At 56.0% G+C, this 16778-nt stretch carries 14 protein-coding genes; 4 read left to right on the top strand and 10 right to left on the bottom strand.

Features of this window, described 5'->3' with window-relative positions:
• Positions 1–57: 57 nt before the first annotated feature.
• The 3 genes from malM to malK all read right to left on the bottom strand — a co-directional run bounded on the left by malM (position 58) and on the right by malK (position 3630).
• Positions 58–1011: a maltose operon protein MalM gene (gene malM, locus ACOTXF_RS11910; protein ID WP_008500082.1), complete on the bottom strand. Its 954-nt coding sequence runs from the start codon at positions 1009–1011 to the stop codon at positions 58–60.
• Between the two features lie 112 nt (positions 1012–1123).
• Positions 1124–2449 (bottom strand): maltoporin, encoded by a 1326-nt coding sequence (locus ACOTXF_RS11905; protein ID WP_074172857.1) that lies wholly within the window; start codon positions 2447–2449, stop codon positions 1124–1126.
• A gap of 71 nt (positions 2450–2520) precedes the next feature.
• Complete coding sequence (gene malK / locus ACOTXF_RS11900; protein ID WP_008500080.1) at positions 2521–3630, bottom strand: maltose/maltodextrin ABC transporter ATP-binding protein MalK; 1110 nt, start codon at positions 3628–3630, stop codon at positions 2521–2523.
• A gap of 370 nt (positions 3631–4000) precedes the next feature.
• Here malK and malE point away from each other — a divergent pair, with 370 nt between their 5' ends.
• The 3 genes from malE (at position 4001) to malG (ending at position 7762) form a co-directional block, all read left to right on the top strand.
• Complete coding sequence (malE, locus tag ACOTXF_RS11895; RefSeq protein ID WP_008500079.1) at positions 4001–5191, top strand: maltose/maltodextrin ABC transporter substrate-binding protein MalE; 1191 nt, start codon at positions 4001–4003, stop codon at positions 5189–5191.
• A 121-nt stretch (positions 5192–5312) separates the two neighbouring features.
• Positions 5313–6857, top strand: coding sequence for a maltose ABC transporter permease MalF (gene malF, locus ACOTXF_RS11890; protein ID WP_025912219.1), 1545 nt, complete (start codon positions 5313–5315; stop codon positions 6855–6857).
• Between the two features lie 14 nt (positions 6858–6871).
• Positions 6872–7762, top strand: coding sequence for a maltose ABC transporter permease MalG (gene malG / locus ACOTXF_RS11885; protein ID WP_008500077.1), 891 nt, complete (start codon positions 6872–6874; stop codon positions 7760–7762).
• 97 nt (positions 7763–7859) lie between these two features.
• On the opposite strand, the gene psiE is transcribed toward malG, so the two are convergent.
• The 6 genes from psiE to pgi all read right to left on the bottom strand — a co-directional run bounded on the left by psiE (position 7860) and on the right by pgi (position 14224).
• A complete protein-coding gene (gene psiE / locus ACOTXF_RS11880) occupies positions 7860–8270 on the bottom strand; it encodes a phosphate-starvation-inducible protein PsiE (protein WP_021242727.1) in 411 nt (136 codons plus the stop codon).
• A 162-nt stretch (positions 8271–8432) separates the two neighbouring features.
• The gene (locus ACOTXF_RS11875; RefSeq protein ID WP_008503426.1) at positions 8433–10529 is read right to left on the bottom strand and encodes a YjbH domain-containing protein; all 2097 of its coding nucleotides are present in this window, start codon (positions 10527–10529) and stop codon (positions 8433–8435) included.
• Complete coding sequence (locus ACOTXF_RS11870; RefSeq protein ID WP_074172858.1) at positions 10529–11266, bottom strand: capsule biosynthesis GfcC D2 domain-containing protein; 738 nt, start codon at positions 11264–11266, stop codon at positions 10529–10531. The genes ACOTXF_RS11875 and ACOTXF_RS11870 overlap by 1 nt, the downstream gene beginning before the upstream one ends.
• Entirely contained in the window at positions 11263–11901 is a 639-nt protein-coding gene (locus ACOTXF_RS11865) for a YjbF family lipoprotein (RefSeq protein ID WP_023345253.1), read from the bottom strand. The genes ACOTXF_RS11870 and ACOTXF_RS11865 overlap by 4 nt, the downstream gene beginning before the upstream one ends.
• Positions 11902–11964: 63 nt before the next feature.
• A complete protein-coding gene (gene yjbE / locus ACOTXF_RS11860; RefSeq protein WP_008503423.1) occupies positions 11965–12207 on the bottom strand; it encodes an exopolysaccharide production protein YjbE in 243 nt (80 codons plus the stop codon).
• A 367-nt stretch (positions 12208–12574) separates the two neighbouring features.
• Positions 12575–14224 carry a glucose-6-phosphate isomerase gene (pgi, locus tag ACOTXF_RS11855; RefSeq protein ID WP_048962979.1) on the bottom strand — a complete coding sequence of 550 codons (1650 nt, stop codon included), beginning with the start codon at positions 14222–14224 and terminating at the stop codon, positions 12575–12577.
• 374 nt (positions 14225–14598) lie between these two features.
• On the opposite strand from pgi, the gene lysC reads away from it, so the two are divergent.
• Positions 14599–15948 carry a lysine-sensitive aspartokinase 3 gene (gene lysC / locus ACOTXF_RS11850; RefSeq protein WP_008503421.1) on the top strand — a complete coding sequence of 450 codons (1350 nt, stop codon included), beginning with the start codon at positions 14599–14601 and terminating at the stop codon, positions 15946–15948.
• 41 nt (positions 15949–15989) lie between these two features.
• Here the strand turns inward: lysC and ACOTXF_RS11845 are convergent, their stop codons facing one another.
• Complete coding sequence (locus ACOTXF_RS11845; protein ID WP_025912222.1) at positions 15990–16778, bottom strand: nucleotidyltransferase domain-containing protein; 789 nt, start codon at positions 16776–16778, stop codon at positions 15990–15992.

The raw sequence follows: 16778 nt of genomic DNA, 5'->3' as shown, positions 1-16778 counted from the left end.
AAGTGCGCCCACTCAGGCGCACCAAACGACTAACAAATCAGCATTGTGGGGAAACGGTTACCCCTTGCCTTTTACACTGCTGATAAAGGTGGAACGGGCAGTGGTTGAACCTAAACGTTCGGCTTCATCAAGCAGCTTCAGCGCTTTATCGACATCGCCGCGCTTCACTGCCTGCTTGATGGCATTGTTGAAGTATTCTTCGGTGTCGTTCAGTACCGGCTCCGCTTTCTTCGCCGGGGCCGGCGCTGCGGTCGCTACCGGTGCGGCTGCCGTGGCAGCGGGTGCGGTATAGGCAGGCGCAGCGGTGTTGCCCACGGTGACAGGGCCGGTACCGGAGGAGCCAAACAGCGGGCCGACCAGGACGCTGGACGCACTGCTGGTCGACACTTTCAGCTTCACAAGACCGTCAGTGGTGTGGCGGGCGATCGGATCCGGGATATCCGGTGCGGCGTTACCTACGCCTTTGGCATAGGCCTTCGCAGGATCAAGCAGCGTGGTGGTTTGCTGCAAATCTTTTTCCGTGGTGAAGACGAGTACATAAATTTTCTGCTGACCCAGCGCAGGCGTCAGGCGCATTACCCCTTCCAGGCGATCGGCGCTCATGACGCCCGGTTCCTGATAGGTAAAATATTCGCTCGGGAAGAACGCAGAAGGCGTCATGTTCTGGTCAAGAATCAGCACGTTCGGCGCAAAGACGCTGGTCTGTTTATTGACTTCACTGGAGAGCGTTAACGTCAGTTCGCCAATGTTAGCGGGCACGCTGTACGCGACCACCGGACCACTAATACCCGGAACATTAAGCGGTTGCCCACCCGTCGAGAGCTGGGTCGTTTGGGCTTTAGATTGATCGACAGGCGTCCAGACCAGCTGTTGCAACGCAGCTGCCGGAATGGCCGGCGCGGATGTTGTGTTTTGCGGAACGAAATTCACATTAGCGAGCGTTACAGCAGGCGCGCTCGCCAGCAACCCTGCGGATAAACAAAGGGCAAGGAGAGTTTTGTTCATTTTCATTGTTATCACCTCAAAATGCACAGGTCAGCGGTAGCCAGGCAATAGCGCGCCGTCCCAAGGATTGAGGGGCTTGCGCCCCTCAGTTTGGTCATTACGTCAGATTAAGACGGGATTACCACCAGATTTCCATCTGGGCGCCGAAGGACCACTCATCGTTGTCACCACGGCTGTAGGTTGTGGCTTTGGTATCGCTTTTTGCAATGCCGTTGTCATAACCCCATTTCTCATCCCACTTCGCGTAAGTTGCGAAGACACGGATCGCTGGACGAGACCAGATGCTGTTACCGGCCTGCCATTGCTGTGCAAGGGTAATTTTGTACTGGTTGTTGGTATCGTCAGTTTTCTGCGACTTAACGTTGTCGTAGCCCACTTCAAGCAAGGTGCTCATGATTGGCGTCCATTTATACATTGGGCGCACACCCACGGTGTACCAGGTCGTACCGTTGTTGTCGTCACGATCGATATCCTGATACATACCGACGTACATCAGATCCCAGCTGTCACCCAAAGAGATCGCACCGTGGTCAAGAATACGAACCAGAGAGCCGTTGTTGTTGATCTTGTTGTCTACAACACCAATTTCAGCGTCTTTGTCATAGTTGTTGCCGGTGAACGAACCCTGCGGAATACCTTTGCCCTGAGTGGTCATTGCATCGGTAGCGTACTGGACAACAAACTTGTTGTAGCCTTTCAGCATGCTCTGGGTATGTTCAGCGGTGAACATCCAGCCATCTTTAGATGCGCCGTCAGCGAAGCTGTAACCGTCAGTTTTGTTAGCTCGGCCATAGTCAACACCCAGCTCCAGCGTACCGCCCGGGTTGATTTCCATCTGCGCTAAACGCACATCGAAGACGTCGTTAGCGGTGTCTTTGAAGTTATGATAGATATCGTTGCTGGTGAAGATGTATGAGCCACCCGCTTCCTGAGAACGGGTCGCGGCCAGAGACAGTTTACCGAAGCCTAGATCGACGTTTTCGATACCCGCACCAGGACCTGAAATATCCCAGTAGTAGAAGTCGATCATGTGGACGTCATGACGCTGATAGAAGCGCTTACCGGCCCAGATGGTGGAACCTGGCAGCCACTCAATCAGGTTTTTACCCTGCACGTTGGCTTCACGGAACGCCGGATCAGTGGCTTCCCAGTCGTTCTGTTGCGCCACGGAGTACGCTACGTTGGTGTCGAAGTAGAAGCTCTTGTCGCCTTCTTTCCACACTTCCTGGCCCAGCTTCAGTTCCGCATAGGTTTCACATTCGTTACCCAGACGGTATTTACTTTGAGCACCGGTTGCCTGGAAGCACTGTTGTTCGCCGCCACTCCCCGTCCAGCCGATACCGGAACGAGCATAACCATGGAAATCCACGGCCATTGCCTGAGCAGACATTACGCCCGCTGCGACGGCAACTGCCAGAGGAAGTTTGCGCAGAGTAATCATCATTCTATCTCCTGAGATCATTGCTTTTCTTTGAACACTTCACCTGTCGGTTTCGTGTCTTCTTTTGGGATTGCTTAAACGCCTGGCTCTTTGTGCAACCGACGACATGCAGTGCCATCCTCACGGAACAGATGGCAACGCTCTGGCGGCAAGCCGATAGCGAATGTGGCACCCTCTTCTACCAACACCACGTCGTTCTGGCGGTAGACCAGGTTCTGACGGATGGCGGGGATCTGGATATGAATCTGTGTTTCGTGACCAAGCTGTTCGACGACCTGAACTTCACCTTCCAGCGTCACATCGGCGATGTGGCTCGGCAGTAAATGCTCAGGACGAATACCGAGGGACATGTTTGCCCCCACCTGTACGTTGGCGCTGTCGACCGGCAGCCAGACCTGCTGACGGTTTGGCAGCTCCACCTGTACCTGTTCAATGGCTGTCGCGGTCACTTTGACGGGCAGGAAGTTCATCTTTGGCGAGCCAATGAAGCCCGCAACAAAGCGGTCTGCCGGGTAGTGATACAGCTCCAGCGGTTTGCCCACCTGCGCCACGCGGCCGGCATCCAGCACCACAATTTTGTCGGCGAGGGTCATCGCTTCGACCTGATCGTGGGTGACGTAAATCATCGTGCGGCCAAGACGCTTGTGCAGACGGGAGATTTCGATACGCATCTGGACGCGCAGGGCGGCATCCAGGTTGGAAAGCGGTTCGTCGAGCAGGAAGACGCGCGGCTCGGCGACCAGGGTACGGCCAATCGCCACACGCTGACGCTGACCGCCGGAAAGCGCTTTCGGTTTACGCTCCAGCAGGTGCGCCAGCTGTAATACTTCCGCCACCTGCGTCACGCGCTGGTTAATCACCTCTTTCTTCGCGCCGGCCAGCTTCAGACCAAAGGACATGTTCTCGGCGACGGAAAGATGGGGATAGAGTGCATAAGACTGGAACACCATGCCTACGCCACGTTCGGCAGGCGGGATGTCATTCATTCGGGTATCACCGATCAGCAAGTCGCCGCTGGTGATGGTTTCAAGACCGGCAATCATACGCAGCAGGGTTGATTTACCGCAGCCTGATGGGCCGACAAATACCACGAATTCACCTTCGTGGATGTCCAGATTGATGTCTTTCGACACCACAACGTCACCCCAGGCTTTCGTTACATTACGCAGCTGTACGCTCGCCATGCCCTTCTCCCTTCGTTACAACCTGTCACCGACAGAAACATTCAAGATAAGGTGACTATGGGGGATCCATTACTTTCACGAATCCTCCACCCCCCGGCTTTTTTATGGGGGAGGAGGCGGGAGGATGAGAGAGCAGGCTCTGCGACCGGCGTGGGCGGGCTGAGGCAAAATTCGTGAAGCCGCCTGCAAAATTCAGTGCGTTTTTATGTGCGCCAGCACTCATAACTTAAATTTATGCAACGGAGATCACACAAACGGGGGGTGGGGCGTAGGGGTTGGGAGGATGGAAAGAGGATGTCAAATAAGGAGACTGAGTCACGTTGAACCACTGAAGTCATACCACGAGACATCACCAAAAAGGATGGCAGATATGAATATCAAGACTGGCGCACGCGTTTTCGCATTGTCCGCCCTTGCAGCAATGATGATTTCCGCACCGGCGCTCGCCAAAATTGAAGAAGGCAAGCTGGTTATCTGGATTAACGGCGACAAGGGCTATAACGGCCTGGCCGAAGTGGGCAAAAAATTCGAGAAAGACACCGGCATCAAAGTGACCGTAGAGCACCCGGACAAACTGGAAGAGAAATTCCCGCAGGTTGCGGCAACCGGCGACGGCCCGGACATCATCTTCTGGGCGCATGACCGTTTTGGCGGTTACGCACAGTCTGGCCTGCTGGCTGAAGTCACCCCGGACAAAGCTTTCCAGGACAAACTGTTCCCGTTCACCTGGGACGCCGTTCGCTATAACGGCAAGCTGATCGCTTACCCTGTCGCGGTTGAAGCCCTGTCTCTGATTTACAACAAAGACCTGGTCCCTAACCCACCGAAAACCTGGGAAGAGATCCCGAAACTGGATAAAGAGCTGAAGGCGAAAGGTAAATCTGCCCTGATGTTCAACCTGCAAGAGCCGTACTTCACCTGGCCGCTGATTGCTGCCGACGGCGGTTACGCGTTCAAGTTTGAAAACGGCAAATACGACGTGAAAGACGTGGGCGTCGACAGCGCGGGCGCGAAAGCGGGCCTGACCTTCCTGGTCGACCTGATCAAGAACAAACACATGAACGCGGATACCGATTACTCCATCGCGGAAGCGGCGTTCAACAAAGGCGAAACCGCGATGACCATCAACGGTCCGTGGGCCTGGACCAACATCGACAAGAGCAAAGTCAACTACGGCGTGACGCTGCTGCCAACCTTCAAAGGCAAGCCGTCTAAACCGTTCGTTGGCGTGCTGAGCGCAGGCATCAACGCCGCCAGCCCGAACAAAGAGCTGGCGAAAGAGTTCCTGGAAAACTACCTGCTGACCGATCAGGGTCTGGATGAAGTGAACAAGGACAAACCGCTGGGTGCCGTTGCGCTGAAATCCTTCCAGGATCAGCTGGCGAAAGACCCACGTATCGCGGCCACCATGGATAACGCCCAGAAAGGCGAAATCATGCCGAACATCCCACAGATGGCCGCATTCTGGTACGCCACCCGTACCGCGGTTATCAACGCTGCAAGCGGTCGTCAGACTGTCGATGCCGCACTGAAAGATGCTCAGGGTCGTATTACTAAGTAAGTCTGAAAAACGGCGGGTAGCGCGTGCGCTTACCCGCCCTACGACTACGGCACGATCCGTAGGTCAGGTAAGCGCAGCGCCACCTGACGATAAGATTCCACCGTTGTAGAGGAAGAACCCCATGGATGTCATTAAAAAGAAACGCTGGTGGCAAAGCGACGCGCTGAAATGGTCAGCGATCGGTCTGCTGTGTCTGCTGGTGGGTTACCTTGTTGTTTTAATGTACGTACAAGGGGAATATCTGTTCGCCATCATGACGCTGATTTTAAGCTCTGCTGGCCTGTATATTTTCGCCAACCGTAAAGCCTATGCCTGGCGCTATGTCTACCCGGGCGTGGCCGGGATGGGGCTGTTTGTCCTGTTCCCGTTGATTTGTACCGTCGCCATTGCGTTTACCAACTACAGCAGCACCAACCAGCTTGCGCAGGAACGCGCGCAGCAGGTCCTGCTGGACCGCTCATACCAGGCAGGCAAGACCTTTAACTTCGGCCTTTATCCCGCAGGCAACGAATGGAAGTTAGCGCTTACTGACGAAGCAAGCGGGAAATACTATGTCTCTGACGCCTTCAAATTTGGCGGCGAGCAGAAGCTGGCCTTAAAAGAGGCCCAGGCTCTGCCGGAAGGTGAACGTGCCAACCTGCGCGTCATCACCCAAAACCGTCAGGCGCTGACCCAGCTCACCGCCGTGCTGCCAGACGACAGCAAAGTGATCATGAGCTCGCTGCGCCAGTTCTCCGGCACCCAACCGCTCTATACCCTGGGGGATGACGGCACGCTGACCAACAACCAGAGCGGCGTGAAGTACCGTCCGAATAACGACATTGGTTTCTATCAGTCCATTACTGCCGACGGCAAATGGGGTGATGACAAGCTCAGCCCGGGCTACACCGTCACCATCGGCTGGGACAACTTTACCCGCGTGTTTACCGACGAAGGCATTCAGAAACCGTTCTTCGCCATCTTCGTCTGGACGGTGGTCTTCTCCGTACTGACCGTGATCCTCACCGTGGCCGTGGGCATGGTGCTGGCCTGTCTTGTCCAGTGGGAATCCCTGAAGGGCAAAGCGATCTACCGCGTGCTGCTGATTCTGCCGTATGCCGTGCCGTCGTTTATCTCGATTCTGATTTTCAAAGGGCTGTTTAACCAGAGCTTCGGTGAAATCAACATGATGCTGAGCGCGCTGTTCGGCATCAAACCGGCCTGGTTCAGCGACCCGACCACCGCCCGCTCGATGATCATCATCGTGAACACCTGGCTGGGCTATCCGTACATGATGATCCTGTGCATGGGGCTGCTGAAGGCCATCCCGGATGACTTGTACGAAGCTTCGGCGATGGACGGCGCGGGTCCGTTCCAGAACTTCTTTAAGATTACGCTGCCGCTGCTCATCAAGCCGCTCACCCCGCTGATGATTGCCAGCTTCGCCTTTAACTTTAACAACTTCGTGCTGATTCAGCTGTTGACCAACGGCGGCCCGGACCGTCTTGGCACCACCACGCCGGCAGGCTATACCGACCTGCTCGTGAGCTACACCTACCGTATCGCCTTCGAAGGCGGCGGCGGTCAGGACTTCGGTCTGGCGGCAGCGATTGCCACCCTGATCTTCCTGCTGGTGGGCGCCCTGGCGATTGTGAACCTGAAAGCCACGCGTATGAAATTTGACTAAGGAGGGCACTGAACATGGCTATGGTACAACCCAAATCTCAGAAACTGCGCCTCCTGGCGACGCACCTGGGCCTGCTGATTTTTATCGCGGCGATCATGTTCCCGCTGCTGATGGTTATCGCCATCTCCCTGCGTTCGGGTAACTTCGCCACCGGGAGCCTGATCCCGGACGAAATCTCCTGGGAGCACTGGAAGCTCGCGCTGGGCTTCAGCGTGGAACACGCGGATGGCCGCGTCACGCCGCCGCCGTTCCCGGTGCTGCTGTGGCTGTGGAACTCGGTGAAAATCGCAGGCATTACTGCGATCGGTATCGTGGCGCTGTCCACCACCTGCGCTTACGCCTTTGCCCGCATGCGTTTCCCGGGCAAAGCGACGCTGCTGAAAGGGATGCTGATTTTCCAGATGTTCCCGGCGGTGCTGTCGCTGGTGGCGCTGTATGCCCTGTTTGACCGCCTGGGCCAGTACATTCCGTTTATCGGTCTGAACACCCACGGCGGCGTGATCTTCGCCTACCTTGGCGGTATCGCACTGCATGTGTGGACCATTAAAGGCTATTTCGAAACCATCGACGGTTCGCTGGAAGAAGCGGCCGCGCTGGATGGCGCGACCCCATGGCAGGCGTTCCGCCTGGTGCTGCTGCCGCTGTCGGTGCCGATTCTGGCGGTAGTGTTTATCCTGTCGTTTATCGCTGCGATCACCGAAGTACCGGTTGCCTCACTGTTACTGCGTGATGTGAACAGCTACACCCTGGCCGTAGGGATGCAGCAATACCTCAACCCGCAAAACTACCTGTGGGGCGACTTTGCCGCGGCGGCCGTACTCTCTGCCATCCCGATTACCGTGGTGTTCCTGCTGGCGCAGCGCTGGCTGGTGAACGGCCTGACGGCGGGCGGTGTGAAAGGTTAAGTTTCATTTTGTTATGCCACTGCAACCCTCAACTTTAGACGTATTGTATTGACCCAACTTGTGACTGTTGTTAGGCGGCCTCCGGGCCGCCATTTTTTTATTCGCGTTTCAGCCGCTTCGAGTTACACAGCCAGAGGGTGATCACCAGCAGCAGGATCGCCGCCGAGTAGATCAGCACATCGAGCGGGGATTTATGATCGACGATGATCAGCCGCACAATCGCGGTGATCCCAATGTAGACAAAATAACGCAGCGGGAAGTGAAAGCCGGACTGAAAATACTTCACAATCAGGGCGATAAATTCAAAGTAGAGAAAGTAGACCACCAGGCCTTCCACCAGCGCATATTTGCTGGTTTGTTCAGGGGCGAACAGCACATCCGCCAGATGCACCGTCTCCTTACCCAAAAAGACGACCAGGATCAGGCCAAGGCTCAGCAGACCGAGGTTCAGCACGGTCTGGAGGACAGTTGAGATAAACTCAACGCGCGGGCGAGTCAGGGATGTCATACAGCACCTCATTCTCCAGGGCGAGGTTTCTGTATAACGCAAAAATGTGACGGGGATCTATATTTTTTGTTTATGTTTGGCGCATTCGCCCGGTGGCGCTGCGCTTACCCGGCCTACAAAAACCGTAGGCAGGGCAAACGCAGTGCCGCCCGGCGTGAAGCATCAGCGGAAGTTAATGTTCTTATCGCTGGTCATGTCGTACAGCTGGAACTTACGTCCAAGCTGCTGACCGCCGTCACGCGTCAGCGGCGTCCAGCCGATGGCCGCGCGGCTACGGGTTGGACCGGATGAGAACAGATCCAGCGGAATCGACACGTAAACCCCTTTGGTGAAGTCCCCTTCCCCATATTCGTCCGGCGAGACGTTGGTAATGGTGGCGTAGCCGCCCACCACGACGCCGCTGTCGAAGTGTTTGGAGATATCCAGCGTGCCGCCCTTATCGCCCGCCAGGTACTGACCGACGCTGGCTTTCACCAGCACGTCAGGCGCGAACGACGGCGTCCAGTAGGCGGTCAGGTGACCGGTTTTAACGCTGTAGTCGGTGAACTTCATCATGTCCTGGGCGCTGCGCCAGTCACGCTGTTTGACGTAGTTGGCATCAATCCCGAACGCCCAGTTGCTGTCGACAGGACGATAAAGCACTTCTGCCCCCGCACCGCCGTACATGGTTTCCAGATACCCGCCGTACACCTGACCGTAGAAGCCGTTACCGAAGTACTGGAAGTAGTTGGCCTGCAGGTTGTTCACGTAGGCATCGTTCTGTACGTACTCACGCACGCGGGTACGCACGCGCGGCAGCGTCGAGTCTTTTGGCGGGTTGGTGTAGTTGAACTTGTCGTAGTTGTTGGCGATGTTGCCGAACAGGCTGCCGGTGGTCAGCAGGTGGTCGGTCAGCCACAGATCCGCCGTCGCCATGACGCCCAGCTGATACATGTAGAAGTTTTCCGGCCCGCCGACGGACTGGTTCAACACCGGATCGATATGGAAATCGAAGCGCGACTTGTCGATATACCAGCCCTGCTCGGTGGTCTCCGGCACGATCGGCTCAACGCGTTTTTGCACCAGCTCGGTTTCATGTCCGAGCGGTTCGCCTTCCAGATGGCGCTTCAGGCTGGCAACGTCCGTTTCCGTCGTCACCTGCGGCAGGTTGAGACGGTTCTCCGTCACGCGGATCGTACGGATCCCGTCCGGGAGATCGTTCATGACGATCCGGTTGGCGCGCTCGATCCCCTCCCGCGAGTCGCGGTATTTCACCTGCTCGCCGGTGACGTAAAGCGTATCGCCTTTCACCTGAATTTTTGGATCCGCCAGACCGGCATTGTATTTCAGCAGCGTCAGCTGGTTTGCCACCACGGAGTGCTGCAGAATCGCATCCTGCGGCTCCGGCTGGTATGCAGGCCGTGCGTTGTCGTTGTAGTGCGGCCGCATGTCGTTGAAGTTGGTGCGCAGCGTAAAGCCAAACATCACCGTATTGCCGCGCTCGTAGCTGAGGTTAACGTCGGCCCAATCGGTGACGCGATAAATGGCGCCGACGTTAAACTTGCTCTTCTGCTCAATCTTCCCGGCGAAGTCCTGCGAGTAGTCATTCCCCTCGTACTCCAGCTTCAGGCGCAATGGCTGCCAGGGCGTCTGATACTCCACGCCGCCAAACAGCGAGGCCGGGCCGTGGAACATCTGGTCGCCGTTGATGGAGCCCGCTTTCTGATAGCTGTTATCGCGGTAGCAGTATTTATCGCTGTAGGAGCAAAACGGGTTTTTCACGTTGCCGCTGGTGCCGAGATAGCCCCATCCCAGACCGAGCGAGAAGTCGAACGGCCCCCAGGCCTTGCTGGCCACGATGTATTCCGCATCAAACAGGCCGGTACCGCCAATATCTTTGGCGCCCACGGAGACCTGCGGCATCCAGTAGCTCTCTTCCCACAGGCGCAGCTTGACGTCGAAGGCTTTATCTTTGTAGGTCTGATCGCCTGAGAACGCCTCGACGCTGCTGTATTGTTTCGTACGGACGTCGGTATAGCGCAGCGTGGTTTCAAGCCACGGGAACAGCTGCACCGACGCCGAGTAGTAACGATACTGGTCGTTATCACGGTAGTTAAGGCTAATTTCCCCTTCGCGCGCCATACGCGCGGTGGGCGTTTGCAGTAAACCGACGCCGCCGAAGTCTGACTGAGACGGGCCTATGGGTGCCGGATACGTTTCTGCATGGCAGGCGGCACTCACGCAGAGCGCCAGCATGCTGTAGAGATAGGTTCTTTTCATTATTCCGGTATCCGCTGAATCAGGGAGTGAAGGATATCGGCGTTAAGCCCGTCATACGCCTTCGTCCAGAAATGGTCGGCAAAACCGACAAAAATAATGCTGCCCGGCATGGGTTCGATATGGCGTTTATTCCAGTAAGCAACGGGGGTTTTTTGCGTGTGGCCGTCAGGGTAAACCACCCAGGCGTAGCTGTTATCCGCACCGCTCAGCAGACTCTGCTCGTCGAGGTAGCTCGCCACGTCGCGGCCGGGGGTAAAGGGCTTGTTACCCGGGCTGCCGATCAGCCCCATCACGGTCACCGTCGTCGGCTTCGCCGGAAGCCAGAGCGTATAGTCCCCTTCCAGGGTCGGGTTGCCGTTTTCCGTGACACGCACCTCATCCGGGTCAAGATTGACGTTCTGTCGGCCCGTCACCTTCAGTGCCTGCAGCTGCTGACGGACGCTGTTAATGGCCGCCGCGTCGTCGCCGTCTTCCTGTTCCGCGAGTCCCGTTAGCCTGGCAAGAAGCGCCTTGTGCTGCTGTTCCGCTTCCACGGTCTTCTGCCGTTCAGCGATGACCGCGCCTGGCCACCAGCTGTTGGCAAGCCTTGGCTGTCCGACGAGATCGAGCAGATGTTCGGCGTGGGTTAAGGTTTTAGGTTTTTCACTGTCCGGCGTGTAGACCTTTACCGTTCCCGCGGACCATGCCAGCGGCGCGGCAAAACTGGCGATAAGCGCAGCGTGAATGAGCGTTTTCATGATTTCGCCGCCTTGATCAGGGTGGTTTTGACCGGGAAGAATCCGGCACCGAGATACTGTAAGGACTGGCGGATCTGCCCTTCCTCGTCGATCCAGAAGCGGTTGTGCCAGGTGGCCTGGTCGGTGGTGACCTCTTCATCCAGCACGCGAACCTGCGTTTCGTCGCTGCCGACCTTCACGCTGTCGGTGCCGTCCCAGCGGAAGGTCGAGCGTGCCGTGGCGTAACGCACCTGCTTGTGTTCGGTCCAGCCCATCGTGCGCGTCCAGCCCGCGCCGTTGGCGATCTGGTTCGGCTTGATCAGCGGGTCGTCAGCGAGATTATTCACCTCCAGCAGGTTATCGCCGCCCAAGAGGGTTTTCACGATACGACCATGCTGCGTCACGATGGTGGCCTGATCCTGCGTCACCCATTTCTGCTGCCCGTTTTCATCGAAAGCGAGCACCACAAACAGTTGCGGGCCATCGTTAAGCTGCATGTACTGACTGGCATAGGGCATGTTCTGAAGTTCGTCATCGGTCAGATGCACGCCCGGTGTGCCGAACAGGCTTTCCCACAGTGAGTTTCCCAGCCCTTTAGTGGTGGCCGAGCATGCCTGCAGCAGCAGGCAAATCAGAATGATTGCTGGTCGCTTCACGACTCTTCTCCGAAGGGGCGAAATAACCACACCGAAGTGTGGTTATGATTAAAACACCCGCTATTACTGGGTGCTGGTTGTCGTGGTGGTCGTGGTTCCGGTGTTGGAGCCATCACCGCCACCGGTTGCCGCCAGCGCGACACCCACGGCTGAACTTACGGTGCTGGCGCTGGCTGCGGTAGAACTCCCCGCAGACGCAGACGTCGCAGCCGACCCTGCCGCTTCCCCGACCTGAACCGGAGCTGCATAAACAGATGTCGCCGCAAGCGCAGATATGGCAAAAATGCCATACAGTACTTTCTTCATAACAATTTCCCTTCAATGAATGAATGGAGATTTGCCCGAAAAGAATTTCAGGCGGAATCGAGTATACACAACTCATGCCGTGGGTTTGCCGTAAGGGGAAATAGAGGGTGGGTTTTCAGACTAATGGATAAAACCGAAATGAAAGACAAAGAGGGAAAATATTAAATAGCTATAAAACAATAACTTACATTATTAATATATTAAGTTCCTTATGCGTATTTTCTTAAAATAAACCGCAGCAATTAACGGGTTAAACGTCTTTTTCAGATTAAACTCAGAACCAGAATTTGCGTTAACTAACAGACATCAGGAATTATCTGATAAAAAAATGCCGGCATTAAGCCGGCACGTTTTCATGGCGTTTTAATTACGCACGCCATGCTTTATAACGGTTGATCAACCCATTGGTCGAGCTGTCATGGCTGGTAATCGCGTTATCGTCACCCAGCTCTGGCAGAATACGGTTTGCCAGCTGTTTACCCAGCTCAACGCCCCACTGGTCAAAGGTGAAGATGTTCAGGATCGCGCCCTGCGTGAAGATTTTGTGCTCGTACAGGACAATCAGCGCGCCAAGGCTGAACGGCGTGATTTCGCGCAGCAGGATGGAGTTGGTTGGACGGTTGCCTTCGAACACTTTGAACGGCACCACGTGCTCCAGCGTTGCCGGATCTTTACCCTGGTCGCGGTATTCCTGCTCAACCACCTCGCGGGATTTACCGAACGCCAGCGCTTCGGTCTGGGCGAAGAAGTTGGACAGCAGCTTCGGATGGTGGTCGGACAGCGGATTATGGGTGATAGCCGGGGCGATGAAATCGCACGGTACCATTTTGGTGCCCTGGTGAATCAGCTGATAGAACGCGTGCTGACCGTTAGTGCCCGGCTCGCCCCAGATGATTGGGCCAGTCTGGTAATCCACCGCGTTGCCGTTACGGTCCACGTATTTACCGTTGGATTCCATGTTGCCCTGCTGGAAGTAAGCAGCAAAGCGGTGCATGTACTGGTCATACGGCAGGATCGCTTCGGTTTCAGCGCCAAAGAAGTTGTTGTACCAGATACCGATCAGCGCCAGCAGCACCGGCAGGTTTTTCTCTGGTGCGGTGGTGGAGAAGTGTTTGTCCATCGCATGCGCGCCGGAGAGCAGCTCAACGAAGTTGTCGAAGCCCACGGACAGGATGATAGACAGACCGATTGCAGACCACAGAGAGTAGCGGCCACCGACCCAGTCCCAGAATTCGAACATGTTCGCGGTGTCGATACCGAACTCGCTGACGGCTTTACCGTTGGTGGACAGCGCAGCGAAGTGTTTCGCCACGTGCTTGTTGTCGCCCGCGGTTTTCAGGAACCAGTCGCGCGCGCTGTGGGCGTTGGTCATGGTTTCCTGAGTGGTGAAGGTTTTCGACGCAACCAGGAACAGGGTGGTTTCCGGGTTCACGTTCTTCAGCACTTCGGCGATGTGGGTACCATCGACGTTAGACACAAAGTGCATATTCAGGTGGTTTTTGTACGGGCGCAGCGCTTCGGTCACCATGAACGGACCGAGGTCAGAACCGCCGATACCGATGTTAACCACGTCGGTGATCGGTTTGCCGGTGTAGCCTTTCCAGCTTCCGGAGATGATCGCTTCGGAGAAGGTTTTCATCTTTTCCAGCACCGCGTTCACTTCCGGCATGACGTCTTTGCCGTCAACGATGATTGGGGTATTGCTACGGTTACGCAGGGCTACGTGCAGCACGGCACGGTCTTCGGTGCGGTTGATCTTCTCACCGGAGAACATGGATTTGATGGCGTCCGCCAGTTCGGTCTCTTTCGCCAGATCCTGCAGTTTTGCCAGCGTCTCTTCGGTAATGCGGTTTTTAGAGAAATCCACCAGCATCAGGTCGTCGAAGGTCGCGGAGAACTTGTTGAAACGATCGGCATCTTTCGCGAACAGGTCCGCGATGGTGACGTCTTTCATTTCATCAAAATGTTTCTGGAGTGCCTGCCAGGCAGCGGTCTGCGTTGGGTTGATGTTTTTCATTAGCAATACTCTTCTGATTTGAGAATTGTGACTGCGGTCGATTGTAGCGCCTGCAAATAAAAATTGTGATGGTTTTTATGCCATTGCCCTGGCCTGCATCAAACACAGGTGAAAAGACCCGAAAAGTATAGCTGCTGAAGCGCCCTCCTGGAGCGGAGAAATGTCGGTCAAAATGCCCTAAAACGAAGCATAAAATCTGGCCCTGTTATAAGTCCTGTTTCTCAGGGGTACCCCCCCATAAAAAATCCGCATAATCCCAGCATTGACAGGACCTCCCCCACATTTTATTTATAGGGCCGTATTTTGCGCCTGCACCTGTTTTCGTTTCATTCTTGTGCCATGGTCGCTTATTCATTCCCTGACACGAGGTTGTTATGACGAGTTTTGTGGTCGCCAAGTTTGGCGGCACCAGTGTGGCCGATTACGATGCCATGAACCGCAGCGCCGATGTGGTGCTGGCCGATCCGAATACCCGCCTGGTGGTGCTCTCTGCATCTGCCGGCGTGACGAACCTGCTGGTTTCTCTGTCTGAAGGGCTGGAAGCGACAGAACGTTTCGTGAAGCTGGATGCACTGCGCAAAATTCAGTTCGACATCCTTGAGCGTCTGCAGAACCCGAACGTCATCCGCGAGGAAGTGGAACGCCTGCTGGAAAACATCACCACGCTGGCAGAAGCGGCCTCTCTGGCCACCTCCACCGCCCTGACCGATGAGCTGGTCAGCCACGGTGAGCTGATGTCCACCCTGCTATTTGTGGAAATCATGCGCGAGCGTAACGTTCAGGCGCAGTGGTTTGACGTACGCAAAATCATGCGTACCAGCGACCGCTTTGGCCGCGCCGAGCCGGACGTTGAAGCGCTGGCGGAGCTGACCAATCAGCAGCTGGCCCCGCGCCTGGCAGACGGCATCGTGATCACTCAGGGCTTTATCGGCAGCGAAGCAAAGGGCCGCACCACCACGCTTGGCCGTGGCGGCAGCGACTATACCGCCGCGCTGCTGGGCGAGGCCCTGCATGCTACGCGCGTCGATATCTGGACTGACGTTCCGGGCATTTACACCACCGACCCGCGCGTTGTTTCCGCGGCGAAACGTATTGATGTGATCGCGTTTGAAGAAGCGGCGGAAATGGCCACCTTCGGCGCGAAAGTGCTGCACCCGGCCACGCTGCTGCCTGCCGTACGCAGCGATATTCCGGTCTTCGTCGGCTCCAGTAAAGATCCAAAAGCGGGCGGCACGCTGGTCTGCAAGAAAACGGAAAACCCGCCGCTGTTCCGCGCCCTGGCCCTGCGCCGTCGCCAGACGCTGGTGACGCTCCACAGCCACAATATGCTGCACTCCCGCGGTTTCCTGGCGGAAGTGTTTGGTATTCTGGCACGCCACAACATCTCCGTGGATCTGATCACCACCTCTGAAGTGAGCATTGCGCTGACGCTGGACACCACCGGCTCCACATCAACCGGCGATACCCTGCTGACGCAGTCGCTGCTGATTGAGCTGTCCGAGCTGTGCCGCGTGGAAGTCGAAGAAGACCTGGCGCTGGTTGCTATCATCGGCAACAAGCTGTCCCGCGCCTGCGGCGTGGGCAAAGAGGTGTTTGGCGTGCTCGACCCGTTCAACATCCGCATGATTTGCTACGGTGCGTCCAGCTATAACCTCTGCTTCCTGGTGCCAGCCGATCAGGCCGAGCAGGTGGTGCAGAAACTTCATCAGAATTTGTTTGAATAAGCGCAAGAATGGCCCGGGCGTTTTCACTACCGGGCCATTCTTTAGCTTTTCATTACTGTTCTCATCAGCAGCGAATCCAGATCTTTTAAATTTCCTTCTCTGCTGTCGGGTAGTACAGGCGGCACTTCTCCTCTCACCAGCTCACTTTGCAAAAAAGCGTGGAGTAAGGGCCGTTTAGGACCATATTCCGCTTCACCTGCGCGCTGTTTTATTTCCAGTAATCCATCGATTTCCGCACGTAACGGCGCACACAGTTCGCTCCCGGCAAGCAGTTCGGCAAAACGCATCGGTGGAACGCCTTTCCCCGCTTCTACCCACCGCGCCGCCAGCAAAGGTCGCAGAACATAAAAGTACTTTTTCAGCCGAACCGTTTCCCCCTGTAAATATCCACGGAAGTTTTTTCGGGCCATTGAGTAGTAATGCCAGCGGGCGCGCAATGGCGAAAACCACGCAGGTATTAGCGCGCGCAACTCGGCCACTACCGTCTCATCCTCCTGATAAACAACAGGGGAATCCAGCCACTCGATAAGCGTCGGGTTTGCCCCCTTCAGCAGGCCCAGTGCCTTGCGCCATTCCCAGCCACAAACGTCCAGTTCATCATCTATCGGCAGCTCGATCACATCCCGCTGGGATTCGACGCGCAGATACCATTCTGGGCGGTGAACGTACAAAAACCGCACATCATAATCGCTATCCGGTGAGGCAAAACCCCATCCCCGGCTGCCCGATTCACAGGCGTAGAGCACGCGCACGTTATAGCGCTGCTCTATATCGCGAAGTTGCGCGCAGACACGTGCGCGCATCGCGCTATCAACATCGTTGTTGCTCAT

This window comes from Enterobacter cloacae complex sp. IR53041, assembly GCF_049238285.1.
Taxonomy (GTDB): domain Bacteria; phylum Pseudomonadota; class Gammaproteobacteria; order Enterobacterales; family Enterobacteriaceae; genus Enterobacter; species Enterobacter roggenkampii.
The sequence above is the reverse complement of the archived record's forward strand: the minus strand, read 5'-3'. Positions and strand labels throughout refer to the sequence as shown.

Excerpts from the sequence above, each read along its gene's own strand:
- ACOTXF_RS11870 (WP_074172858.1), bottom strand. The coding sequence starts at position 11,266 with ATGAAAACGCTCATTCACGCTGCGCTTATCGCCAGTTTTGCCGCGCCG.
- yjbE (WP_008503423.1), bottom strand. The coding sequence starts at position 12,207 with ATGAAGAAAGTACTGTATGGCATTTTTGCCATATCTGCGCTTGCGGCG.
- psiE (WP_021242727.1), bottom strand. The coding sequence starts at position 8,270 with ATGACATCCCTGACTCGCCCGCGCGTTGAGTTTATCTCAACTGTCCTC.
- pgi (WP_048962979.1), bottom strand. The coding sequence starts at position 14,224 with ATGAAAAACATCAACCCAACGCAGACCGCTGCCTGGCAGGCACTCCAG.
- malG (WP_008500077.1), top strand. The coding sequence starts at position 6,872 with ATGGCTATGGTACAACCCAAATCTCAGAAACTGCGCCTCCTGGCGACG.
- malF (WP_025912219.1), top strand. The coding sequence starts at position 5,313 with ATGGATGTCATTAAAAAGAAACGCTGGTGGCAAAGCGACGCGCTGAAA.
- ACOTXF_RS11845 (WP_025912222.1), bottom strand. The coding sequence starts at position 16,778 with ATGAGCAACAACGATGTTGATAGCGCGATGCGCGCACGTGTCTGCGCG.
- malK (WP_008500080.1), bottom strand. The coding sequence starts at position 3,630 with ATGGCGAGCGTACAGCTGCGTAATGTAACGAAAGCCTGGGGTGACGTT.
- ACOTXF_RS11875 (WP_008503426.1), bottom strand. The coding sequence starts at position 10,529 with ATGAAAAGAACCTATCTCTACAGCATGCTGGCGCTCTGCGTGAGTGCC.
- malM (WP_008500082.1), bottom strand. The coding sequence starts at position 1,011 with ATGAAAATGAACAAAACTCTCCTTGCCCTTTGTTTATCCGCAGGGTTG.
- malE (WP_008500079.1), top strand. The coding sequence starts at position 4,001 with ATGAATATCAAGACTGGCGCACGCGTTTTCGCATTGTCCGCCCTTGCA.
- ACOTXF_RS11905 (WP_074172857.1), bottom strand. The coding sequence starts at position 2,449 with ATGATGATTACTCTGCGCAAACTTCCTCTGGCAGTTGCCGTCGCAGCG.
- lysC (WP_008503421.1), top strand. The coding sequence starts at position 14,599 with ATGACGAGTTTTGTGGTCGCCAAGTTTGGCGGCACCAGTGTGGCCGAT.